Raw genomic sequence first — 22,588 nt, 5'->3', positions numbered from 1 at the left:
GAGGCGGTTGATCACCCGTCAAGGTCGGGCGATCGAATGATCGATCAATGGATCAGATCGGATCATTCGATCCAGATCTCTTGACTCCGATCGGAGGGCGGCCCAAGATGGCGGTCACACCTCGTCAGATCGTCGTAAGAGCGGCGATCCGACGCCAAAGCGGTGCAATCCCCCCTCACTGCCAGGAGCCGAGCCATGTCCTCTTCCCCCGCCCGCCCCCGCAGAGCCCTCCTGCTCGGCGCCTGCGCGCTCTCGCTCAGCCTGCTCACCGCCTGCGGCAGCAGCGGCTCCGGCTCCACCGAGGCGGCCGCGGGGGAGCAGGCCGCCGACGGCAAGCCGGTCACGCTCACCTTCTGGGGCTGGGCCAAGGGCACCAAGGACGTGGTGGCCGCGTTCAACGCCTCGCACCCGAACGTCCAGATCACCTTCGAGGAGATCCCCTCCGGCAACGCGGGCGGCTACGCCAAGATCGCCAACGCGGTGAAGGCCGGCAACGCCCCCGACGTCTTCAACGTCGAGTACCCCCAACTGCCCGACTTCGTCAGCCAGGGCGCGGTGCAGGACATCTCCAAGCTGGTCACCGCCGAGCTCAAGGGCAAGTACCTCCCGCAGGCCGTCGAGCTCACCACCCTGGGCGGCAAGAACTGGGCGCTGCCGCTGGACGCCGCCCCGCAGTCCTTCTACTACCGCAAGGACCTCTTCGAGAAGGCCGGCGTCACCGCGCCGCCCAAGACCTGGGACGAGTTCCGCACCGCCGCCCAGAAGCTCAAGCAGGCCGACCCCAACACCCGGATCGCCACCTTCTTCCCCGACGACCCGAGTACCTTCGAGGCGCTCGCCTGGCAGGCCGGGGCCACCTGGTTCGGCACCAAGGGCGACGCCTGGCAGGTCGCGCTGACCTCCCCTCAGACCGCCAAGGTCGCCGACTACTGGCAGCAGCTGATCGGCGAGGACCTGGTCCGCTCGATGCCGTCCTTCAGCCAGCAGTGGACCGCCTCGCTCCAGAAGGGCGAGACGGCCGGCTACCTGGGCGCCTCCTGGGGCGGCGGGGTGCTCAAGTCCTCGGTGCCGGACGGCTCCGGCAAGTGGGCCGTGGCCCCGATCCCGACCTGGGACGGCAGCCCCGCCAGCGGCATGCTCGGCGGCACCACCTTCGCCGTCTCCAAGGACAGCAAGAAGGCCAGGGCCGCCGTCGAGTTCGCCACCTGGGCCACCACCACCCCCGAGGGCATCAAGGCCCGGATCGCCTCCGGCACCTCCTCCGCCTACCCGGCCGCGCCCGAGCTGGTGCCGGTCGCCAAGGCCGCCTTCGACACCTCCTTCTACGGCGGCCAGGACATCTACGCGATCTACCAGGATGCCGCCAAGTCCATCAAGCCGAAGTGGAGTTGGGGCCCCGCGATGGGCGCCACCAACACCTCGCTGAAGGACTCCTTCGGCAAGCTGACCGGCGGCACCACCCTCGGCCAGGCCGTGGACGGAGCCCAGAAGTCCACCGTGGCCGAGCTGAAGAACCGCGGCCTCAAGGTCGCCGAGTGACCACCTCCGTCACCCGGCGGAGGAGGGGCGGGAACGGGGCCGCCGCCACCCTGCTGGCCCCGTTCCTGCTGCTCTTCACCGCCTGCACCCTGGTCCCGATCGGCTACGCGCTCTGGCTCAGCCTGCACAGCGAGCGCGGCTCCGGCCTCGGCTTCGGCGGCTCGGAGACGGTCTTCACCGGGATCGGCAACTACACCCGGGCGCTGACCGACCAGGCGTTCCGCGAGGGCTTCCTGACGACGGCCCAGTACTGCCTGCTCTACATCCCGCTGATGACCGGCCTGGCGCTCGGGCTGGCCCTGCTGCTGGACTCCGCGCTGGCCCGGGCCCGCCGCTTCTTCCAACTCGCGCTCTTCCTCCCGCACGCGGTGCCCGGCATCATCGCCGCGCTGGTCTGGATGTACCTGTACACCCCCGGCATCAGCCCGGTGATCGGCGCCCTGGAGGGCCTCGGCTCCCAGCCCGACCTGCTCGGCCACCCGCTCCCCGCCGTGGTGAACATCGCGCTCTGGGAGTGGACCGGCTACAACATGGTGATCTTCTACGCCGCGCTCCAGGCCATCCCGCGCGAGGTGCTGGAGGCCGCCGTGGTCGACGGCGCGGGCCCGCTGCGCACCGCGCTGAGCGTGAAGATCCCGCTGATCCGGGCCTCGATCACGATGGTCGGCCTGTTCACCGTGATCGGCTCGCTCCAGCTCTTCACCGAACCGATGATCCTGCACGGCGCCTCACCCGGCGTCAGCTCCACCTGGACCCCCAACATGTACGCCTACACCGCCGCCTTCGAGAAGGGCGACTACGGCCTGGCCGCCGCCGCCTCGGTGCTGCTGGCCCTGACCGCCGCCGCCCTCTCCTTCCTGGTCACCCGCTTCGGCCGGGGCCGGAAGGAGGCGGGCACCGGATGAGCACCACGACCCGCGCCCGCCGCCCCTGGTCGCTGTCGAAGACAGCCGTCAACGGTGCCCTGCTGCTGGCCACCGCCTACACCCTGCTCCCGCTCGGCTGGCTGGTCACCGCCGCCGCCAAGGACACCGGCGACCTGATCGGCGGCCGCGCCCTCACCGCCGACACCTGGCACCTGGGCGCCAACCTCCAGGCGCTGGCCGCCGCCGGCGACGGCATCTACTTCCGCTGGTACCTCAACTCCCTGCTCTACGCCGGGATCGGGGCCGTGCTCTGCGCCCTGGTCTGCGTCTGCGCCGGATACGCCTTCCAGGTCTACGACTTCCCCGGCAAGGAGAAGGTCTTCGGGCTGGTGCTGCTCGGCGTGCTGGTGCCGACCACCGCGCTCGCCCTGCCGATGTACCTGCTCGCCTCCGAACTGGGCGTGGTGAACACCTTCTGGTCGGTCTTCATCCCCTCCCTGGTCAACCCCTTCGGGGTCTACCTGGCCCGGGTGTTCGTGGCCGGCTACGTGCCCGGCGAGGTGCTGGAGGCCGCCCGGATGGACGGCGCCGGCGAGCTGCGCACCTTCTGGTCGATCGGCCTGAAGATGGTGATGCCCGGCTTCGTGACCGTGTTCCTGTTCCAGTTCACCGCCATCTGGAACAACTTCTTCCTCCCGCTGGTGATGCTCTCCGACAGCCGGCTCTTCCCGGTCAGCCTCGGCCTGTACAGCTGGAACGCGCAGACCCGCGCCTTCCCCGAGTACTACCCCCTGGTGGTCATCGGTTCGCTGCTCGCCGTGCTCCCCCTGGTGATCGCCTTCGTCGTGCTCCAGCGCCACTGGAAGGCCGGACTGACCGCAGGGAGCGTCAAGTGACCCTCTATCAGGAGACCACCGTGACCGACCCCGCCCCGCCTGTGCCGCGCCGACCGCGTGCCCTGCTGGCCATGGAGCCCGGCCTCGCCGAGCGGCTGATCGACCCGGGCACCCTCGCCCGGCTCGCCGAACTCGCCGAACTCGACCCGCAGTTGGTGGTGGACGATTTCACCACGCCGGCCGCCCGGGCCGCCCTCGCCGAGGCCGAGGTGATTGTCAGCAGCTGGGGCTGCCCGCCGCTGGACGAGAGCGTGCTGGCCGCCGCCCCCCGGCTGCGCGCCGTGATCCACGCGGCCGGCTCGGTCAAGCACCACATCACCGAGGCCTGTTGGAGCCGCGGCCTGGAGGTCACCTCCGCCGCCTGGGCCAACGCGCTCCCGGTGGCCGAGTACACCGTGGCCGCCGTCCTGCTGGCCAACAAGCAGCTGCTGCGCATCCGCGAGGAGTACCGGGCCCGCCGCACCCGGCACGACTGGCAGGCCGCCTACGCCGCCACCGGCAACTACCGCCGCACCGTCGGCGTGGTCGGCGCCTCCCGGATCGGGCGGCGGGTGCTGGAGCTGCTCCGCCCGTACGACCTGGAGCTGCTGCTGCACGACCCGTACGTCTCGGCCGAGGAGGCGCTGGAACTCGGGGCGCGGTCAGTGGAGTTGGACGAGCTCTGCGCCGCCTCGGACGTGCTGACGGTGCACGCTCCGGAGCTGCCGGCCACCCATCACCTGATCGACGCCCGGCGGCTGGCCCTGATGCCGGACGGCGCCACCCTGGTCAACACCTCGCGCGGCTCGCTGCTCGACCAGGACGCGCTGGTCGCGGAGCTGGTGACGGGTCGTCTGAACGCGGTGCTGGACGTGACCGTCCCGGAGGTGCTGCCGGCCGACTCCGTGCTGTACGAGCTGCCCAACGTGGTGCTCACCCCGCACGTGGCGGGCTCGCTGGGGGGCGAACTGCACCGGATGGCGGCGGCCGCCGCCGACGAACTGGCGCGCTTCGCGGCCGGGTTGCCGTTCGCGCACCCCGTGCTGCCGCAGGACATCGCCCGCAGCGCGTGACGGGAGCAGCACCTGCAAGTGAGCGTTCGTGCCCGGCAGTCGGCTCGGCGCCTTCCGTAGCGCGCAGTTCCTCGCGCCCCTGGTTTCTGCAATTTTCCGAAGGAGACTTCCCATGCCCCGCAGGGTGATCGGCATCGTGATGAACGGTGTCACCGGCCGGATGGGCTACCGCCAGCACCTGGTCCGCTCCATCCTCGCCATCCGTGAGCAAGGCGGTCTCGCCCTGGAGGGCGGCGAGGTGCTGTGGCCGGAGCCGATCCTGGTCGGCCGCAGCGAGCTCAAGCTCAAGGAGCTGGCGGACCGTCACGGCCTCACGCACTGGACCACCTCGCTGGAGGAGGCGCTGGCCCACCCGCTGGCCGAGGTCTACTTCGACGCCCAGGTCACCCCGGCCAGGGAGCCCGCGCTGCGCGCCGCCATCGCGGCCGGAAAGCACGTCTACACCGAGAAGCCCACCGCCGAATCCCTGGACGCCGCACTGGAGTTGGCCCGGCTGGCGACGGCGGCCGGGGTGTGCAACGGGGCGGTGCAGGACAAGCTCTTCCTCCCCGGTCTGCTCAAGCTCAAGCGGCTGGTGGACAGCGGCTTCTTCGGCCGGATCCTGTCGGTGCGCGGCGAGTTCGGCTACTGGGTCTTCGAGGGGGACTGGCAGAGCGCCCAGCGCCCGTCGTGGAACTACCGGGCCGAGGACGGCGGCGGGATGGTGCTGGACATGTTCCCGCACTGGCGGTACGTGCTGGACAACATCATCGCCCCGGTGCGCTCCGTCTACGCGCACACCGTCACCCACATCCCGGAGCGCTTCGACGAGCAGGGCCGCGCCTACCCCGCCACGGCGGACGACGCGGCTTACGGGGTCTTCGAGTTGGAGGGCGGCATCACCGCCCAGATCAACTCCTCCTGGGCGGTGCGGGTGGACCGGGACGAGCTGGTGGAGTTCCAGGTGGACGGCACCGAGGGCAGCGCCGTCGCCGGGCTGCGCAACTGCCGGATCCAGCACCGGGCTTCGACCCCCAAGCCGGTCTGGAACCCGGACCTGCCCGCCACCGAGTCCTTCCGCGACCAGTGGCAGCAGGTGCCGGACAACGGCGAGTTCGACAACGGCTTCAAGATCCAGTGGGAGCTGTTCCTGCGCCACGTCGCCACCGGTTCCGCCTACCACTGGGACCTGCTGGAGGGCGCCAAGGGCGTCCAACTCGCCGAGCTGGGCCTGAAGTCCGCCCGCGAGGGCCGCCGCCTCGACGTCCCGGAGCTGTCGCTGTGACCGTCACCCTCGAACTCCCCGGCGGCGCCCACCGGATGCGCGAGCCGCTCGCCCTCCCCGCCGGGCCGGCGCCGGTCGGCCGGACGGTCTTCGCCGCCGCCCACGTCGTCGCAGACCCCCTGGGGGAGAACGCCCCGGGCGCGCCGGCGGCGGTGGACTGGGAGAGCACGCTGGCCTTCCGGCACCACCTCTGGTCGCTGGGCCTCGGGGTGGCCGACGCGATGGACACCGCGCAGCGCGGGATGGGCCTGGACTGGGCCGCCACCGCCGAGTTGATCCGCCGATCGGGCGCGGAGGCGCGGGCCGTCGGCGGGCGGCTGGCCTGCGGGGCCGGGACCGACCAGCTCGCCGGACCCGCCACGCTGGACCAGGTCCGGGCCGCCTACACCGAGCAGCTCCAGGTCGTAGAAGAGGCGGGTGCGCAGCCGATCCTGATGGCCAGCCGGGCGCTGGCGGCGGTGGCGCGCGGCCCGGAGGACTACCTGGAGGTGTACGGCTCGCTGATCAAGCAGGCCGGGCGGCCGGTGATCCTGCACTGGCTGGGTGAGATGTTCGACCCGGCGCTCGCCGGGTACTGGGGCTCGGCCGGTCTGGACGCCGCCACCGAGACCGTGCTGACGTTGATCCGCGAGCACGCCGACGGGATCGACGGCATCAAGGTCTCGCTGCTGGACGCCGGCCGGGAGGTCGCCCTGCGCCGAGCCCTGCCGGAGGGGGTCCGGCTCTACACCGGGGACGACTTCCACTATCCCGAGCTGATCCGGGGCGACGAACTCGGCCACAGCGACGCCCTGTTGGGGGTCTTCGACCCGATCGCCGGCGTGGCGGCGGCTGCCCTGCGGGCGCTGGACGCGGGTGACCTGGCCGCCTACGACGCGCTGTTCGCGCCGACCCTGCCGCTGGCCCGGCACCTGTTCGCGGCGCCGACCTTCCACTACAAGACCGGCATCGTCTTCCTGGCCTGGCTGGCCGGGCACCAGTCGCACTTCACCATGGTCGCGGGCGCGCAGAGCGGCCGCTCCGTCCCCCACCTGGTCACCCTCTTCCAACTCGCCGACCAGGCGGGCATCCTGCCCGACCCCGAGCTCGCCGCCCATCGCATGCGGCAGTACCTGGCGGTGTCCCTGTGATGCGCGGGCTCTCGCTCAACCAGATCACCACCAAGGGCTGGACCCTCCCCGAAGCCGTCCAGGGCTGCGTCGACGCCGGTGTCGAGGGGATCGGACTCTGGCGCGACAAGGTCGCCGAGACCGGCCTCGCCCGCTCCGCCAAGCTCTGCCGCGACGCCGGGCTCACCGTCAGCTCCCTCTGCCGCGGTGGCTTCCTGACCGCCGCCACCCCCGATGGGCGGCGGGCCGCGCTGGCCGACAACCTTCAGGCCATCGAGGAGGCCGCCGAACTCGGCACCGACACCCTCGTCCTGGTGGTCGGCGGCCTGCCCGAGGGCTCCCGCGACCTGCCCGGTGCCCGGGCCCGGGTCGCCGACCTGCTCGCCGAACTCGCCCCGCACGCCGGTGACTTCGGCGTCCGCCTGGCGATCGAGCCGCTGCACCCGATGTTCTGCGCCGACCGTGCCGTGGTCTCCACCCTCGGGCAGGCCCTCGACCTGGCCGAGCCCTTCCCCGCTTCCCAGGTGGGCGTGGTGGTGGACAGCTACCACGTCTGGTGGGACCCGCAGTTGGCGGAGCAGATCGCACGGGCGGGTGACCGCATCGCGGCCTACCAGCTCTGCGACTGGACCCTCCCGCTGCCCGCGGACGCCCTGCTCGGACGCGGCCACGTCGGCGACGGCTGCATCGACTTCCGGGCGCTGGACGCGATGGTGACGGCCGCCGGGTACACCGGCTGGGTGGAGGTGGAGATCTTCAACCAGCAGATCTGGGACACCCCGGGCGCCGAGACCCTGCGCACCCTGACCGAGCGTCACCGGACACATGTGACGGACCGTCCGTGAAGGTCGTGATCGCGCCGGACTCGTTCAAGGGGACGGCCACCGCGACCGAGGCCGCCGAGGCGCTGGCGGCCGGCTGGCGCTCGGTCCGGCCGGACGACCGGCTGGTCCTGCTGCCGATGGCCGACGGCGGCGAGGGCACCCTCGCCGCCGTCGTGGGCGCGGCCGCGCTCCACCGGGTCCCCGGCTGCACCGGCCCGGACGGACGCCCCGTCACCGGGCTGTTCGCCCTGCTCCCGGACGGCACCGCCGTGGTCGAACTCGCCACCGCCGGCGGCCTCCCGCTGATGGCCCGCCCTACCCCGCTCACCGCCACCACCCGGGGGACGGGCGAGACGATCGCCGCCGCCCTCGACCACGGCGCCACCCGCCTGCTGCTCGGCCTCGGCGGCTCCGCCTCCACCGACGGCGGGGCCGGTCTGCTGGCCGCCCTCGGTCTGCGCCTGCTCGACCAGCACGGCCGTCAACTACCGGACGGCGGAGGCTCCTTGATCGAGCTGGCCAGTGTCGACCGTAGCGACCTCAGACCACCTCCACCTGGTGGGGTCCGCCTCCTCACCGACGTCACCAACCCGCTGCTCGGCCCGCACGGCGCCGCCGCCGTCTACGGCCCGCAGAAGGGCGCCACCCCCGCCGACATCACGCTCCTCGACCGTGGCCTGGCCCGCCTCGCCACCCTGCTCGGCGCGGATCCGTCCGTGCCCGGTGGCGGCGCGGCCGGCGGCACCGCCTACGGCCTGCACGCCGCCTGGTCCGCCGAGATCGTCCCGGGCGCGGCGGCCGTCGCCGACCTGCTCGGCCTCACGGCGGCGGTGGCCGACGCCGACCTGGTGATCACCGGCGAGGGCCGCTACGACGCGACTTCCCACCAGGGCAAGGCCGTCGGCGAGGTGCTGCACCGCGCCGCCCGCACCCGAACCGCGGTGGTGGCCGGCGCCTCCGAGCTCCCCGTCCTCACCCTCACCGCACTGGCCGGCTCCGCCCGTGCCGCGTTGACCGACCCGCTGCACTGGCTGGCGCAGGCCGGTGCGAAGCTTGCGGCAGGTGAGCCGGCCCGCCCCGCCGGGTAGGGGCCGGTGCGAACGAGGGGGAGCACATGACCGAGGGTCAGGACAGCGGTGTGGTCGTCTACTGGCGGCCGATGTGCCCGTACTGCGTGAAGCTGATGACCCAGCTGCGCTTCACGGAGCTGGAGTACACCACCGTGAACATCTGGAAGGACCCCGAGGCCGCCGCCTACGTCCGCTCCGTGGCCGACGGCAACGAGACCGTCCCCACCGTCTCGGTGGCCGGCCACGCCCTGGTCAACCCGTCCCGGCGCGAACTGCTCGCCGCCGTCGACACCCACGCCCCGCAGGCCCGCAAGCGCGCCTGACCACCGGTCAGTCCGCGCTCAGGCCGCGCCCGGGTCGTACCCGGTGACGACGCGGGCGTACGCGTGCAGGGCGCCGATCACCTCCGCCCGGGTGCGGCGCCCCGCCAGCACCTCCATCTGGTAGCCGTCCTCCATCGCCAGAAGGCTGCTGGCCAGCAGCCTCGGCGATTCGGTGAGCCGGAAGTGCCCCTGGGCCTCGCCGAGCACCAGGATGCCGTAGTAGACCGCGACCTGACGCTCGGTCAGGGCCGAGTCCAGGGCCGCCGCGCGCGGGTCGCGCAGGCTCCTGGGCCAGTACTCGAAGAGCAGCCTGGGCAGCCGGTCCTCCGGCCCCGTGGCGACGCCCGAGGCGATGCAGTCGCGCAGCCGCAGGCGGGCGTCGGGCTCCTGTTCGGCCGCTCGTTCGCGGGCGCGGCAGAAGCGCTCGATGGCCTGCTGGAAGGTCTCGTACATCAGCTCGTCGAGATCGCCGTAGTAGTACAGGACGGCGGCCGGGGTGACCCCGGCCTCTGCCGCGACGTCCTTGAGGCGCAACCCCTCCAGGCCCCGGCTGAGCAGCGCCCGCTGGGCCGCCTCGCCGAGTTCGGCCCGCCGTGCGTCCTGGTCCTTGCGCCGTGCCACTGACCCGTCTCCCGATCGTTGCTGAAGGTGAGCGTAACGATACCCGACCAGCTCTTGACGTCTTGGGGCCGCTTTCCTTAAATCTCTGTTTAACGAAAGCTCCGATTCCTCGGGAGTGCCTCCATGTCCGCCGTCACCAGATCCGACGACCCACCCGTCACCGCTTCGGGCAAGGGGCTACAGCCCGGCTCGGTGGGCCTGCTGGCCTCCGTCGCGCTCGGTCTCTCCTCGGTCGCCCCCGCCTACTCGATCGCCGTCACGCTCGGCTTCGTCACGGTGGTGGCCGGGAACGCGGCGCCCGCCGCGCTGCTGCTCGGCTTCGTGCCGATCCTGCTCACCGCCTTCGCCTTCCGCGAACTCAACCGTGAACTGCCGGACTGCGGAACGACGTTCGTCTGGACCACCCGGGCGTTCGGGCCGTTCGCCGGGTGGCTCTCCGGCGGCTGGGTGGTGCAGTGCGCGACCCTCATCGCGATGACCGCGCTGGCCCGGGTCGGCGCCTCCTACCTGCTCGGGCTGCTGGGGCTCGACGGCCTGGAGGGGAACCCCGTGGCCGTGGCCGCCACGGCCGTGCTGCTGCTCGGCGGTGCCACGGTGCTGGCCCGCAGGGGGCTGCAACTCGCCGCGGTGGTGCAGTACGCGCTGCTCGCCCTCCAGCTGCTGGCGCTGCTCGCCTTCGGGGTGGCCGCCTTCGCCGCCGACGGCGCCACCGCTCCCTCGCTCGGCTGGCTCAACCCCTTCGGCTTCCACGGGTTCGGCCCCTTCGCCGAGGCGGTGATCCTCTGCCTCTACATCTACTGGGGCTGGGACGCCCTGATCACGGCCAACGAGGAGACCGTCGACAGCACCCGGACGCCCGGCCGGGCCGCCGTGATCTCCACCGTGGTGCTGCTCGCCACCTACCTCTTCACCGCCTTCGCCGCGATCTCCTTCGCCGGGACCGGCACCGAGGGCTCCGGGCTGGGCAGCGCGGACAACGCCGCCGACGTCCTGGCCGCCCTCGCCCCGGCCGTGCTCGGCGGCGGACTCGCCACGGTGGTGCAGCTGGCGGTCTGCGTCTCGGCCGTCTCGGCGCTGCTCACCTGTCTGGTCGGCAGCTCCCGGGCCACGCTGTCGATGGCCTCCCACGGGGCGCTGCCCGAGCGCTTCGCCCGGGTCCACCCCCGGCACGGCACTCCGGCGTTCGGCACCGCCTTCTTCGGTGCGGCGGCCGCCGTGGTGCTGGTGCTGCTCACCCTGCTCTCGGCCGACTTCCTCGGGGACGCGATCCTGTCCGTCGGGTTGCTGATCGCCCTCTACTACGGGGTCACGGGACTGGCCTGTGTCTGGTACTTCCGCCGCAGTCTCCGCGACTCCGCCCGGGACCTGCTGTTCAAGGGCCTGCTGCCGCTGGCCGGCGGTCTGATGATGATCGCCGCCTTCGCCCGGACCGCCTACGACATGGTCGACCCCTCCTACGGTTCCACCTCGGTCGGCGGGATCGGCGGGGTCTTCCTGCTGGGCGCCGGCTCGATCCTGCTCGGCGCCGTGCTGACGCTGCTCGTCCGGGCCCGGTTCCGCCCGTTCTTCCGCACCGGCCGCGAGAGCGTGGCCGGACTCACCGTCAAGGAGCACTGACCGTGCGCACGCTGGCCATCGCCGCCCTCCAGACCACGCCCGTCCCGTTCGACCAGGAGGCCACCTGGGAGCGGTTCGCCGCCCAGGTCCGGGCCGTCCGCTCGACCTTCCCGCAGGTGCAGCTGGTGGTGGTGCCCGAACTGCTGCTGGCGGCCGAGCCCCCGCTGCTCCAGGCCCGGGCCGGCTGGATGGAGCAGGTGGCGGAGGGCATCCCCGGCCCGCTCACCGACCGGATCGGCGAGCTGGCCCGGGAGACCGGGCTCTGGCTGGTGCCGGGCAGCCTGTACGAACGGGACGGCGAGGGGCGGATCTTCAACACCGCGATCGCCGTCTCGCCGGAGGGGGAGATCGCGGCCCGCTACCGCAAGGTCTTCCCCTGGCAGCCGTACGAGACCACCGAGCCCGGCCACGAGTTCGTGGTCTTCGACCTCCCGGGCATCGGCCGGGCCGGGCTGGCCATCTGCTACGACGGCTCCTTCCCGGAGACGGTCCGTCAACTGGCCTGGCTGGGAGCCGAGGTGGTGATCCAGCCGACCCTGACCACCACCCGGGACCGGGAGATGGAGCTGGTCTGCGCCCGGGCCAACGCCTGGACCAACCAGGTCTACGTGGTGAACCTCAACGCCGCCGACCCGGCCGGGGTGGGCCAGAGCGCGATCGTCGACCCGGAGGGCACGGTGCGTCAGCAGGCGGGCGGCGGGGAGGAGATCCTGGTCGACGTGCTCGACCTGGACGCCGTCACCCGGGTCCGGCAGTACGGCAGTTCGGGGCTGAACCGCCCCTGGGCCCAGCTGGAGCGCTACGGGCACACCGTCGAGCTGCCCGCGTACGGCGGCACCTTCCGGCCCCGCCCCCAAGGCCGACCGGCAGTCTAAGGCCCGGGGAAGAGCTCGGCCGCGACCAGCAGCAGCAGGATCGGCAGGGTCAGAAAGGCCAAGGAGGCGAGCAGGCAGCCCAGTTCGGCCAGTGCATGTCCGGTGGACCGGTGGCGGACCGGGGTCTGGTTCACCGCGCCAGTCTCCGGCAGGCGCCCTGGCGTCCGCCTGAGTACCGGTACTCAACCGCGGGGCCGCGCCCCACGGCATTGCTCGAAGATGCTCGAAGCAGCTATAAATCAAGCATGAACGAGCATCGGAGTGCCCCGTGATCCTGACCGTCACCCTCAACGCCGCCCTCGACGTGACCTACCACCTGCCCCGGGTGGCCCGGTTCGGGAGCAACCGGGTGCGGGAGGTCGCCGAGCAGGCGGGCGGCAAGGGGGTGAACGTCGCCCGGGTGCTGCGGGCCCTCGGGGCGGAGGTGGTGCTCACCGGGCTGGCCGGCGGGGCGGCGGGGCTGACGATCCGTCAGGAGCTGGGGCGGGCCGGGCTGGCGGACGCGTTCGTGCCGGTGGCCGGGGAGAGCCGCCGGACCATCGCGGTGGTGGAGCAGGAAGACGGTGACGCCACCATGTACCTGGAACCGGGCCCGGTGGTCACCGAGGAGGAGTGGCGGGCCTTCCAGGAGCGGTACGCGGAGTTGCTGGCCGGGGCCGCGGCGGTGGTGCTCTCGGGGAGCCTGCCGCGCGGGCTGCCGCCCGAGGCCTACGGGACGCTGGTCGGGCTCGCGCGGGAGCAGGGCGTGCCGGCCGTGCTGGACGCGGACGGGCCCGCGCTGGCCCACGGGCTGGCGGCGGGCCCGGCCCTGGTGAAGCCCAACCGCAAGGAACTGGCCGCCGCCGCGGGGTCTGACGACCCGTCGTCGGGGGCCGCCCTGCTGCGCTCCGCCGGGGCCGGCGCGGTGGCCGCCTCGCTCGGCCCCGACGGGCTGCTGGCCGTCACCGGGCACGGCGGCTGGCTCGCCACCCCGCCCGAGCCGGTCCCCGGCAACCCCACCGGCGCGGGCGACGCGGCGGTGGCCGCCCTCACCCTCGGCCTGGTCCGGGACGACCCCTGGCCGGACCGGCTCCGCCACGCGGTGGCCCTGTCCGCCGCGACCGTCCTGGCGCCCCGCGCGGGCGAGTTCGACGAGCCGGCCTACCGCCGCTGGCTGGACCGGGTGCGGGTCGAGCCCTGCGCCTGACGGTCCGTCGGCGTCGTGGCACGAGCCCCTGGTGCGTCACCTGTTCGGTGGACCGGAGTCGCTCTCCGAGGGTGTGGCGGCCAGGGTGGCGGGAGTGGCCGCCGCTGACCGCGGCCGCTCGGAGCGGAGGAGCGGGCGATGGCGGAGCGGGCGGAGCGGGTGGAGTTCGCGGGCGGCTATCCGACGGCGGAGAGCGCGGCGGTCTCCTACGAACGCAGTGACCGGTACCGGGCGGTGGAGGCCTACCGGTTCTTCTACCCGACGGTGTCCCTGGAGGCGATCCTGCGCGGGACCCGGGCGGCGGGCGGGGTGGACAACGAGGCGGCGCCGCTGGTGGTGGCCCGGCCGATCCACGTCGGGTACACGCTCAACTCCGACACCCCCTACCTGGGCGGGGGCCTGGACCTGCGGGCCGGGCCGCTGGTGGTCGAGCTGCCGCCGGGCCCGCTGGTCGGGATGCTGGACGACCACCACCACCGCTGGCTGGTCGACCTAGGGCTGCCCGGCCGGAACGGCCCGCGCGGCGGCAAGGTCCTGCTGCTGCCTCCCGGCCACCGGGGCGACCTGGACGCCGACGGGTACGAGGTGGTGCGCAGCGACACCTGGCAGGTGCTGTTCGCGCTGCGCGTGCTGCCGCTGGGCGGTGATCTGGAGAAGGCCGACCAGCTGATCCGGCAGGTGAAGGTCTACCCGTGGGAGAAGCGGTCGGCCCCGCCGGCCTTCACGTTCCTGGACCGTGACGAGCAGCCGATGGACTCCACGCCGTTGGCGTGGGAGGACAACCTGGAGTACTGGCGGGTGCTGCACGCGGTGGTCGACGCCGAGCCGGCCGTGGAGGAGCTGCGCCCGATGCTCGGGCTGCTGGCCGAGCTGGGCATCGAGGCGGGGCGGCCGTTCGCGCCGGACGAGCGGATGACGGGGATCCTGACCGAGGCGGCCCGGCAGGGGCGGGACGAGCTGCTGGTCTCGGCCTTCGCCTCCCGCCGCCCGGACCGGATCGCCTGGCCGGACCGCCGGTGGGAGTGGGTCGGCCTCCGTCCCGAGAACGGGACGTTCGAGCGGGAGGGCTCACTGGACGTGGAGGCCCGGGACCGCTGGTTCGCCCAGGCGATCGTCGCCTCGCCGGCGATGTTCCGCCGCGGCCCGGGCGCGGGCTCGCTGTACTGGCTGGGCCACCGCGACGCGGACGGCGCCTACCTCGACGGCGGCCGGACCTACCGCCTGCGGGTGCCGCTGCCGGTGCCGTACTCGCTGTTCTGGTCAGTGACCCTCTACGACGCGCGGACCCGTTCCGAGGTGGTGACCGAGCAGGGCCGGGCCGCGCTGCGCTCGCTGTTCGAGAAGCTGGAGCCGGACGGCGCGGACCACGTCGACCTGTGGTTCGGCCCGGACGAGCCGGCCGGCGCCGAGGGGCGGTGGATCCGGACCGCGCCCGGCCGGGGATGGTTCACCTACTTCCGGATCTACGGTCCCGAGCAGGCCGCCTTCGACGGCACCTGGAAGCCCGGCGACCTCGAACTCCAGGACTGAGCGGACCGTCCGACGGGGCACCAACCAGGGAGGAGAGTGCCGGTGGGTGAGGCGATCGGCGGGATGCTGGCCTCGGCGGTGGGCATCGCGATCAGTCCGGTGCCGCTGATCGCGGTGATCCTGATGCTGGCCACCCCGCAGGGGCGGACCAACGGCCTGGCCTTCACGGCGGGTTGGCTGGTGGGTCTGGGCGCCGTGGTGGCCGCGGTGGTGGTGGCCGGCAGCGGGCTGAGCACGGGTGGGGAGAAGCCGACCTGGGCGTACTGGCTCGAACTCGCGCTCGGCGCGCTGTTCCTGCTGCTGGCCGCCCGGCAGTGGCGGGACCGCCCGCGCGAAGGGCACGTGGCCGCGCCACCGAAGTGGATGCAGGCCGTCGACCGCTTCGGCCCCGGCAAGGCGGCCGGGCTCGCGGCAGCCCTGGTGGTGGCCAACCCGAAGAACCTGGTGCTCGCGGTCGGCGGTGCGGTCTCCATCGCCACCAGCACCGCCGACGGTGGCGGCAAGGCCGTCGCGGCGGTGCTGATGGTGCTGATCGGCTCGCTCTGCACCCTGCTCCCGCTCGGTGTCCACCTGGTCGGCGGCGCGCGTACCGCCACGGTGCTCGGGGAGTGGAAGGCGTGGATGGCCGCCCACAACGCGGCCGTCATGCTGGTCGTCCTGGCGGTGCTCGGCGCCAAGTACGTCGGTGACGCGATCACCGGGCTGGCCGGATGAAGCGCTGGGGCGGCGTTCTGCGGGCGCGGCTCGGGCAGCCGACGCCCGCTGACGTCACGTCAGGGATGGTCACCGGCCTGTTCTCGATCCCGGAGGGGATGGCGTACGCCTCGATCGCCGGGTTCAACCCGGTGGCCGGGCTGTACGCGGGCGTGGTGCCGCCGATCCTCGGCTCGCTCACCGCGCCGACCGTGCTGATGGTCACCACCCTCACCAGCGCCATCGCGCTGACCGGGCAGAGCGTGCTCTCCGACGCCGGCCTGGACCCGCACGACACCGGGAACGTCGCCGCGCTCACCGTCATGGTCGGCGTGGTGATGCTGCTGATGGGGCTGCTGCGGCTCGGGGTGGTGCTCAGCTTCGTCTCCAACGCGGTGATGGTCGGCTTCTCCACCGGCATCGCGCTGCAGATCGTCACCGGCGTGCTCAAGGACGCCACCGGCTACAAGCCGAAGGGGCACAACAAGCTGACCCAACTCGCCGACTGGGTCTTACACCTGACCAGCTGGCAGCTCTCCGCCACCCTGGTCGCACTCGCCACGGTGGTGGTCTGGGCGCTGGCCCGGGCCGTGCACCGGCTGGAGCCGGTGGCCCTGCTGGTGGCGATGGTGGTGGTCAGCGTGGCGGTGGCGGTGCTCGGCACCGGCGTCGAACTGGTCCGCGACATCGCGGAGATCCCGGCCGCGCTGCCCGGCTTCAGCGCACCGGACCTGGACGCGGTGCCGCACCTGGTGGGCGGGGCGGTCTCGGTCGCCCTGGTCGCCCTCGCCCAGGCGGCGGGCATCGCACCCTCGATGCCCAACCCCGACGGCAGCCGCTCCGGGGTGAACGGGGACTTCCTCTCCCAGGGCGTGGCCAACCTCGGCGGCGGCCTGTTCCAGGCCCTACCCTCCGGCGGCTCGCTCTCCCGCACCGGCGTGGCCGCCTCGGCCGGCGCCCGCACCCGCTGGGCCGGTGTGGTCTCGGGGGTGTTCCTCGCCCTGGTGGTGCTGCTGCTCGGCGGCCTGGCCGAGCGGATCCCGATGCCGGTGATCGGCGGTCTGATCCTGGTGGTCGGCGGCGAACTGATCTGGGGCAAGCGGGCCGACGTCCTGCTGGTGCTGCGCACCTCCAGGCTCTCCGCCGCCGCGATGCTGGTCACCTTCCTGGCCACCACCCAACTCCCGCTCCAGCAGGCGATCGTGATCGGCGCGGTGCTCTCCCTGCTGCTCTACTGCGTGCAGGCCGCCCGGCAGGCGCACCTGACCGCCCTGGTCCGCGCCCCGGACGGGAGCTGGTACACCGCGGTGGTGCCGGAGCGGCTGCCGCCCGGCGAGGTGACGGTGCTCGACTACCAGGGCGTCAGCCTGTTCGCCGAACTCCCGCACCTGCGCGGCCACCTCCCCGAGGTGGCCGGCGCCCGGGGCGCGGTCCTGGTCCTCGCGGTGCGCGGGGCACCGGACGTGCCCTCCTCCGCCATCCTCAAGGCGCTCCGCCGCTACTCCGACGCGCTGCACGCCGAGGGCGGGCGGCTGGTGCTGGCCGGCGTCGGCCCGCGGCAGCTGGCCGTGCTGCGCCGGACGGGCGTCGCGGGCCACCTCGGCGTGGACGCGGTGGTCCCGGCCGAGGGCGCCCTGCTGGAGCCGCTGGACCGGGCCCACCGGGAGGCGTCGGAGTGGATCGCCGCGGGTGGTCAGGCCTTGAGCTGATAGGCCTTCATGTTCTTGAGCAGCAGGTAGGTGTCGCGCAGCGAGCCCGAAGTGTCGCCGAGCGAGCGGTAGATGCCCCACTTGGGGCGGACCCGGTCGGCCAGGAAGGTGTCCACCCCGGTCTTGGTGGCGTCGACCACGGTCTTGCCGCCGCTCTTGAGTACCCAGCGGACCGAGCCGGCCTTCTTGTCGCCGATCTTGATCTCGTACTCGACGTCGATCCACTTGTTCTGCAGCGGTTCGAGGTCGGTCCGGCCGACCAGCACGTCCCCGTCGAACACCTTGTGCTCGATGGTCTGCTTGCCGTCCACCCGGCGCAGCGAGGTGACGGTGATCGGGGAGGTGCCGTTGCCGGGCTGCTTGGTCTGCATGATGTGGGTGAAGGTGGTGGTCGCCATCAGCGAACTCGGGATGTACATCGAGTAGGTGACCCGCCAGGTCTGGCCGGACTTCCACTCCAGGAAGTCGTCGGAGGAGGTGCGGTTGCCGGTGACCTCGTGGCGCTGGCGGTCGTCGTAGGAGTCGCGGTCCACCTTGTGCATGTCGAAGCGGTAGGCGTCGCCCGCGACCTTGATGTGCGGCCCGCCGGCCGGGTGGGAGTCGGCGCGGTCGTCCTCGACCGTCTCGAAGGCGCGCAGGCCGTCGGTGGTGGGGCTGGGTGACCAGCGAAGTGTCCAACTGGGCGCGGCAGAGGCGGAGTTCGCCGGGGCGAGCAGGGTCGGGAGGGTCAGGGCGAGGGCGGTCAGGACGGTGGGGAGCACACGGGCGCGCATCAGCTGCCAACTCCTGGGATCGGGCCGGGCGGACAGCAGACATCCTGCCCTTCCGATGATGGACAGTAAAGGTTCCTGTTGGTCCCAGAGTGTTGGGATGCCGTGACGAACGCGTGTACGGTTCCTGCCAGTTGGGCGGGTGTCGGTTGACCGGGGCGTCGCTGCCCGGGTTATGGTCACTCCGTGCGTGCATCCCCGTACCGAGCGCTGCTGGCGCTGGTCGCCCTGGTGCTGGCCGCGCTGACCTGTTCGGCGTCCGGCCCCGCCACGCACACCCATCTGGCTTCCCCCGCAGGGGTGTTGAGGGTCTTCGAACTGGGCCCGCAGGACCCCTGCCCGGGCAACACGGCCCCCGCACAGCCGGTCTCCGACCACTGCGCGGAGGAGTCCGCCCAGTGGGTGGCCTCCCAGGCCCCGCCGCTCCCGGCCCTCACACTGGTCGCCCTGCTGGCCGTCACGCTGCTGGGGGTGGCCACGCCGCCGGCCGTCCGGGCCCGCTCCCGCACCCGCCGGGCCAGGGCCAGACACGGCCGCACCCTGCTCAACACGCTCTGCCTGCACCGGATCTGACGGAACCCCACGCCCCGCCCCGCCGACCAGTGGGGGAGACGGGCGTGCCCGCCGACCGACCATCCGTCAGCAGGAAGCAGAGCAGTGACGATCACGCGTTCCCTCGACACGGCGGTGCTCACCCCCGCCACCCTTTCCCGCACGCCCGGCGCCAACGGCACGCCCGGCACGGCCGCCGGGACCGGGCGTTCGCTCGCCGCCGCCGTCGGCCACACGCCGGTGGTCTGGATCGGCGAGCCCTTCACCGGCGCCGCCCAGGGCTTCTGGGCCAAGCTGGAGGGCTTCAACCCCGGTGGCATCAAGGACCGCCCCGCGCTGCACATGGTGGCCCGGGCCCGCGAGCGCGGCGAACTGCGGCCCGGCGCCCGGATCGTGGAGTCCACCAGCGGCACCCTCGGCCTCGGCCTGGCGCTGGCCGGGCAGATCCACGGCCACCCCGTCACCGTGGTCACCGACCCGGGACTGGAGCCCGACGTGCACCGGCTGCTCACCGCCCAGGGCGCCACCGTGGACCTGGTCACCGAGCCGCACCCCACCGGCGGCTGGCAGGAGGCCCGCCGCCTGCGGGTGGCCGAGCTGCTCGCCACCGACCCCACCGCCTGGTGCCCCGACCAGTACGCCAACCCCGACAACGTCGCCGCCTACGAGCCGCTGGCCGAGGAGCTGGTGGCCCAACTCGGCCGGGTGGACGTGCTGGTGGCCAGCGTCGGCACCGGCGGCCACTCCGCCGGGGTGAGCCGGGTGCTGCGCGAGTACTACCCCGAGCTCAAGGTGATCGGGGTGGACACCACCGGCTCCACCATCTTCGGCCAGCCCGCCCGCACCCGGCTGATGCGCGGCCTCGGCAGCTCCATCCACCCACGCAACGTCGCCTACGAGCAGTTCGCCGAGGTGCACTGGGTGGCAGCCCCCGAGGCCGTCCGGGCCTGCCGGGCGCTGGCCCGCTCCGCGTACGCCTCCGGCGGCTGGAGCGTCGGCGCCGTCGCCCAGGTCGCGGCCTGGGCCGCGCGGACCGAACCGCCCGGCACCCGGATCGCCGCGATCTTCCCGGACGGCCCGCACCGCTACCTCTCCACCGTCTACAACGACGACTACTGCCGCCCGCACGGCCTGCTCGGAGGGGAGACGGCCGCCCACCCCGACGAGATCGCCCACCCCGGCGAGCGCGAGGTCACCCGCTGGACCCGCTGCCGCACCGTCACCGACCCGCTGGGGGAGGGGCGATGACCGCCGGGTACAGCTCGTTCGAGCGCAGCGTCCGGCTGTTGATGGTCAACCAGTTCACCATCAACCTCGGCTTCTACATGCTGATGCCGTACCTGGCCCAGCACCTCTCCGGCACCCTCGGCCTGGCCGGCTGGACGGTCGGCCTGGTGCTCGGCGTGCGCAACCTCAGCCAGCAGGGCATGTTCCTGGTGGGCGGCGTGCTGGCCGACCGCTTCGGCTACAAGCCGCTGATCGTCACCGGCCTGGCGCTGCGCACGGTCGGCTTCGCGGTGCTCGGCCTGGTCGAGTCGGTACCCGCACTGCTCGCCGCCTCGGCGGCCACCGGGCTGGCCGGGGCGCTGTTCAACCCGGCGGTGCGCGCGTACGTGGCGGTGGAGGCGGGGGAGCGCAGGGTGGAGGCCTTCGCCCTGTTCAACGTCTTCTACCAGGCGGGCATCCTGCTCGGCCCGCTGGCCGGACTGGCGCTCACCTGGCTGGACTTCCGGCTCACCTGCCTGGTCGCGGCGGCGGTCTTCGCCGTCCTCGGGGCGGTGCAGATCCGCAGCCTGCCGCACCGCGCGGCGGAGGGGGCCGGCGAACCGGTGCGCTGGCGCGGGCTGCTGGGCAACCGGCGGTTCCTGCTCTTCGCCGCCGCGATGACCGGCTCCTACGTGCTCTCCTTCCAGGTGTACCTGGCCCTGCCGCTGGAGGTCCGGCGGCTCGGCGGCGGGACGGCCGCCCCCGCGGTGGCCGCGCTCTTCGTGGTCTCCGGGCTGGCCACCGTCTTCGGCCAGACCAGGCTGACGGCCTGGTGCCGCCGCCACTGGCCGCCGGGGCGCTCCCTGACGGCGGGTCTGCTGGCGATGTCCGCGGCCTTCCTGCCGCTCGCGGCGGCCGCCGCCGTCCCGCTGCCCGCCCCGGGCCCGGGACGGCTGGCGCTCGCGCTCGGCCCGCCGCTGCTGGCCGCCGCGCTGCTCACCCTGGGCACCATGCTGGCCTACCCGTTCGAGATGGACACCATCGTCTCGCTGGCGGAGGGCCGGCGGGTGGCCACCCACTACGGGCTCTACAACACCGTCTGCGGGATCGGCATCACCCTCGGCAACCTCGCGGTCGGCGCGGCGCTGGACCTCGCGCCCGCCGCGACCTGGCTCGGCCTGACCGTCCTCGGCCTGGCCGCCGCCGCCGGGCTGACCGCCCTGCACCGCACCGGCCGGCTGGAGGCTGTCTCCTTGGTGGGGCCGGGCGGGCGCCGTCGGGGTGCGCACCTCGCCACCTTCTCGTCAGTCGCCGATGCTCCGCATGGACTCTCCCCCGGCCTCCGGCCGGGGGGACCCCCTTCTCGGCGGCGCCGAGGCACGCACCCCGACGGCGCCTGCTGATCCGACCCCACCAAGGAGACAGCCTCGCCCCCACCGCCCCGGCCCACCGTGCGGGGGCCACGCTCGGCTGAGACAGCGTCAGAACGGGGCGGCCCGAGCAGACGGTGTCCGCCCCGTTCCTCGTCACCTCCGGCATGCCGGTCGGTCCACACCTCGGACCGGTCGGCATGCCGGTGCGGGGCCGGGAGAGGATGGCCGGGAGCCCCGCTGGACGAAAAGCGCCCTGGAGGACGCCGTGACGGTAGTCGAGATTCCCGGATCGAAGTCGGTGACGGCGCGCGCGCTGTTCCTGGCCGCCGCCGCCGACGGCAGCACCAGGCTGCGCCGCCCGCTGCACTCCGACGACACCGAGGGCTTCGCGGCCGGCCTCGCCGCGCTCGGCTACCGGGTCACCGAGGACGGCCAGGACTGGATCATCGAGGGCCGCCCGCAGGGCCCCGCCAACGACGCCGACGTCTACTGCCGCGACGGCGCCACCACCGCCCGCTTCCTCCCGGCGCTGGCCGCCGCCGGGCACGGCGAGTTCCGCTTCGACGCCTCCGCGCAGATGCGCCGCCGCCCCGTCGGCCCGCTCACCGAGGCGCTGCGCGAGCTGGGCGTGGTGCTGGTGCACGAGGAGAACGAGGGCCACCACCCGCTGCGGATCAGCGCGCGCGGCGTCAAGGGCGGCGAACTCACCCTGGACGCCGGGCTCTCCTCGCAGTACCTGACGGCCCTGCTGCTGCTCGGCCCGCTCACCGAACAGGGTCTGCGGATCACCGTCACCGACCTGGTCTCGGTGCCCTACGTCGAGATCACCCTCGCGATGATGCGCAGCTTCGGCGTGGAGGTCGGGCGCGAGGGCGACGGCAAGGTCTTCGTGGTGCCGCCGGGCGGCTACACCGCCACCGAGTACCCGGTCGAGCCGGACGCCTCCACCGCCAGCTACGTCTTCGCCGCCGCCGCCCTGACGGGCCGTGAGGTGACGGTGCCCGGCCTCGGGAAGGGCGCGCTCCAGGGCGACCTGAAGTTCGTCGAGGTGCTGGAGCGGATGGGCGCGGAGGTCCGGATCGGGGACGAGGAGGTGACCGTGGTGGGCGCGCCCGGCGGGCGGCTGTCCGGGATCACCGTCAACATGCGGGACATCTCCGACACCATGCCGACGCTGGCGGCCATCGCGCCGTTCGCCGACGGGCCGGTGCGGATCGAGGACGTTTACAACACCCGGGTAAAGGAGTGCGACCGCCTGGAGGCCTGCGCGCAGAACCTGCGGGCCCAGGGCATCGAGGTGGAGACCGGGCGGGACTGGATCGAGATCAAGCCGGGCGCGCCGAAGCCGGTGGAGATCGCCACCTTCGGGGATCACCGGATCGTGATGTCCTTCGCGGTGGCCGGCCTGCGCACCCCGGGCGTCACCTTCGACGACCCGGGGTGCGTGCGGAAGACCTTCCCGGCCTTCCACGAGGAGTTCGCGAAGCTGCGCGCCTCCTGGGGGATCTGACCG

Annotated in this window: 22 protein-coding genes; 19 read left to right on the top strand and 3 right to left on the bottom strand. The window is 73.2% G+C overall.

All coding sequences use genetic code 11. The annotated features are described in order from the left end of the window. Nucleotides 1–195: 195 nt before the first annotated feature. The 9 genes from ACZ6ZR_RS07475 to ACZ6ZR_RS07435 all read left to right on the top strand — a co-directional run bounded on the left by ACZ6ZR_RS07475 (nucleotide 196) and on the right by ACZ6ZR_RS07435 (nucleotide 8,943). A complete protein-coding gene (locus ACZ6ZR_RS07475) occupies nucleotides 196–1,539 on the top strand; it encodes an ABC transporter substrate-binding protein (protein WP_465640349.1) in 1,344 nt (447 codons plus the stop codon). Then, nucleotides 1,536–2,444, top strand: a complete 909-nt coding sequence (locus ACZ6ZR_RS07470) for a carbohydrate ABC transporter permease (RefSeq protein WP_465640347.1) — start codon at nucleotides 1,536–1,538, stop codon at nucleotides 2,442–2,444. Before ACZ6ZR_RS07475 ends, ACZ6ZR_RS07470 begins: the two co-directional genes overlap by 4 nt. Then, nucleotides 2,441–3,301, top strand: a complete 861-nt coding sequence (locus tag ACZ6ZR_RS07465) for a carbohydrate ABC transporter permease (RefSeq protein ID WP_465640345.1) — start codon at nucleotides 2,441–2,443, stop codon at nucleotides 3,299–3,301. The genes ACZ6ZR_RS07470 and ACZ6ZR_RS07465 overlap by 4 nt, the downstream gene beginning before the upstream one ends. Before the next feature lie 71 nt (nucleotides 3,302–3,372). Continuing rightward, the gene (locus ACZ6ZR_RS07460) at nucleotides 3,373–4,353 is read left to right on the top strand and encodes a hydroxyacid dehydrogenase (protein WP_465640448.1); all 981 of its coding nucleotides are present in this window, start codon (nucleotides 3,373–3,375) and stop codon (nucleotides 4,351–4,353) included. 112 nt (nucleotides 4,354–4,465) lie between these two features. Continuing rightward, complete coding sequence (locus ACZ6ZR_RS07455; protein WP_465640344.1) at nucleotides 4,466–5,617, top strand: Gfo/Idh/MocA family protein; 1,152 nt, start codon at nucleotides 4,466–4,468, stop codon at nucleotides 5,615–5,617. Between the two features lie 35 nt (nucleotides 5,618–5,652). Beyond that, entirely contained in the window at nucleotides 5,653–6,747 is a 1,095-nt protein-coding gene (locus ACZ6ZR_RS07450) for a dihydrodipicolinate synthase family protein (RefSeq protein ID WP_465640447.1), read from the top strand. Next, nucleotides 6,747–7,571, top strand: coding sequence for a sugar phosphate isomerase/epimerase family protein (locus ACZ6ZR_RS07445; protein WP_465640343.1), 825 nt, complete (start codon nucleotides 6,747–6,749; stop codon nucleotides 7,569–7,571). The genes ACZ6ZR_RS07450 and ACZ6ZR_RS07445 overlap by 1 nt, the downstream gene beginning before the upstream one ends. Continuing rightward, entirely contained in the window at nucleotides 7,568–8,638 is a 1,071-nt protein-coding gene (locus tag ACZ6ZR_RS07440) for a glycerate kinase (protein WP_465640341.1), read from the top strand. The genes ACZ6ZR_RS07445 and ACZ6ZR_RS07440 overlap by 4 nt, the downstream gene beginning before the upstream one ends. A gap of 26 nt (nucleotides 8,639–8,664) precedes the next feature. Further along, nucleotides 8,665–8,943 carry a mycoredoxin gene (locus ACZ6ZR_RS07435; RefSeq protein WP_465640339.1) on the top strand — a complete coding sequence of 93 codons (279 nt, stop codon included), beginning with the start codon at nucleotides 8,665–8,667 and terminating at the stop codon, nucleotides 8,941–8,943. A gap of 18 nt (nucleotides 8,944–8,961) precedes the next feature. Here ACZ6ZR_RS07435 and ACZ6ZR_RS07430 read toward each other — a convergent pair whose 3' ends face one another. Further along, a complete protein-coding gene (locus tag ACZ6ZR_RS07430) occupies nucleotides 8,962–9,564 on the bottom strand; it encodes a TetR/AcrR family transcriptional regulator (protein ID WP_465640337.1) in 603 nt (200 codons plus the stop codon). Between the two features lie 123 nt (nucleotides 9,565–9,687). Here ACZ6ZR_RS07430 and ACZ6ZR_RS07425 point away from each other — a divergent pair, with 123 nt between their 5' ends. Then, on the top strand, nucleotides 9,688–11,181 hold the full coding sequence (locus ACZ6ZR_RS07425; protein WP_465640334.1) for an APC family permease: 1,494 nt from the start codon (nucleotides 9,688–9,690) through the stop codon (nucleotides 11,179–11,181). A 2-nt stretch (nucleotides 11,182–11,183) separates the two neighbouring features. Next, entirely contained in the window at nucleotides 11,184–12,056 is an 873-nt protein-coding gene (locus tag ACZ6ZR_RS07420; protein ID WP_465640333.1) for a carbon-nitrogen hydrolase family protein, read from the top strand. Here ACZ6ZR_RS07420 and ACZ6ZR_RS07415 read toward each other — a convergent pair. Beyond that, nucleotides 12,053–12,190: a hypothetical protein gene (locus ACZ6ZR_RS07415; RefSeq protein ID WP_465640331.1), complete on the bottom strand. Its 138-nt coding sequence runs from the start codon at nucleotides 12,188–12,190 to the stop codon at nucleotides 12,053–12,055. The genes ACZ6ZR_RS07420 and ACZ6ZR_RS07415 overlap by 4 nt on opposite strands. A 134-nt stretch (nucleotides 12,191–12,324) precedes the next feature. On the opposite strand from ACZ6ZR_RS07415, the gene ACZ6ZR_RS07410 reads away from it, so the two are divergent. From ACZ6ZR_RS07410 to ACZ6ZR_RS07395, 4 genes are all read left to right on the top strand, one after another. After that, entirely contained in the window at nucleotides 12,325–13,242 is a 918-nt protein-coding gene (locus tag ACZ6ZR_RS07410) for a 1-phosphofructokinase family hexose kinase (RefSeq protein WP_465640329.1), read from the top strand. A 138-nt stretch (nucleotides 13,243–13,380) separates the two neighbouring features. Beyond that, complete coding sequence (locus ACZ6ZR_RS07405; protein WP_465640327.1) at nucleotides 13,381–14,772, top strand: DUF1254 domain-containing protein; 1,392 nt, start codon at nucleotides 13,381–13,383, stop codon at nucleotides 14,770–14,772. 42 nt (nucleotides 14,773–14,814) lie between these two features. Beyond that, a complete protein-coding gene (locus tag ACZ6ZR_RS07400) occupies nucleotides 14,815–15,486 on the top strand; it encodes a GAP family protein (RefSeq protein ID WP_465640325.1) in 672 nt (223 codons plus the stop codon). Then, nucleotides 15,483–17,174, top strand: coding sequence for a SulP family inorganic anion transporter (locus ACZ6ZR_RS07395; protein ID WP_465640323.1), 1,692 nt, complete (start codon nucleotides 15,483–15,485; stop codon nucleotides 17,172–17,174). The genes ACZ6ZR_RS07400 and ACZ6ZR_RS07395 overlap by 4 nt, the downstream gene beginning before the upstream one ends. Here ACZ6ZR_RS07395 and ACZ6ZR_RS07390 read toward each other — a convergent pair. Beyond that, entirely contained in the window at nucleotides 17,159–17,947 is a 789-nt protein-coding gene (locus ACZ6ZR_RS07390) for a heparin lyase I family protein (RefSeq protein WP_465640321.1), read from the bottom strand. The two genes, ACZ6ZR_RS07395 and ACZ6ZR_RS07390, sit on opposite strands and share 16 nt — an antisense overlap. A 183-nt stretch (nucleotides 17,948–18,130) precedes the next feature. On the opposite strand from ACZ6ZR_RS07390, the gene ACZ6ZR_RS07385 reads away from it, so the two are divergent. The 4 genes from ACZ6ZR_RS07385 to aroA all read left to right on the top strand — a co-directional run bounded on the left by ACZ6ZR_RS07385 (nucleotide 18,131) and on the right by aroA (nucleotide 22,585). Then, nucleotides 18,131–18,517 (top strand): hypothetical protein, encoded by a 387-nt coding sequence (locus ACZ6ZR_RS07385; protein ID WP_465640320.1) that lies wholly within the window; start codon nucleotides 18,131–18,133, stop codon nucleotides 18,515–18,517. An 84-nt stretch (nucleotides 18,518–18,601) separates the two neighbouring features. After that, nucleotides 18,602–19,744 carry a PLP-dependent cysteine synthase family protein gene (locus ACZ6ZR_RS07380; protein WP_465640318.1) on the top strand — a complete coding sequence of 381 codons (1,143 nt, stop codon included), beginning with the start codon at nucleotides 18,602–18,604 and terminating at the stop codon, nucleotides 19,742–19,744. Then, on the top strand, nucleotides 19,741–21,105 hold the full coding sequence (locus ACZ6ZR_RS07375) for an MFS transporter (protein ID WP_465640316.1): 1,365 nt from the start codon (nucleotides 19,741–19,743) through the stop codon (nucleotides 21,103–21,105). Before ACZ6ZR_RS07380 ends, ACZ6ZR_RS07375 begins: the two co-directional genes overlap by 4 nt. Before the next feature lie 235 nt (nucleotides 21,106–21,340). After that, a complete protein-coding gene (aroA, locus tag ACZ6ZR_RS07370; protein WP_465640315.1) occupies nucleotides 21,341–22,585 on the top strand; it encodes a 3-phosphoshikimate 1-carboxyvinyltransferase in 1,245 nt (414 codons plus the stop codon). The last annotated feature ends 3 nt before the right edge of the window (nucleotides 22,586–22,588 follow it).

It is taken from the genome of Kitasatospora sp. NPDC088742 (genome assembly GCF_055584905.1).
Note: the sequence above shows the minus strand (reverse complement) of the source record. Positions and strands in the feature narration are given on the sequence as shown.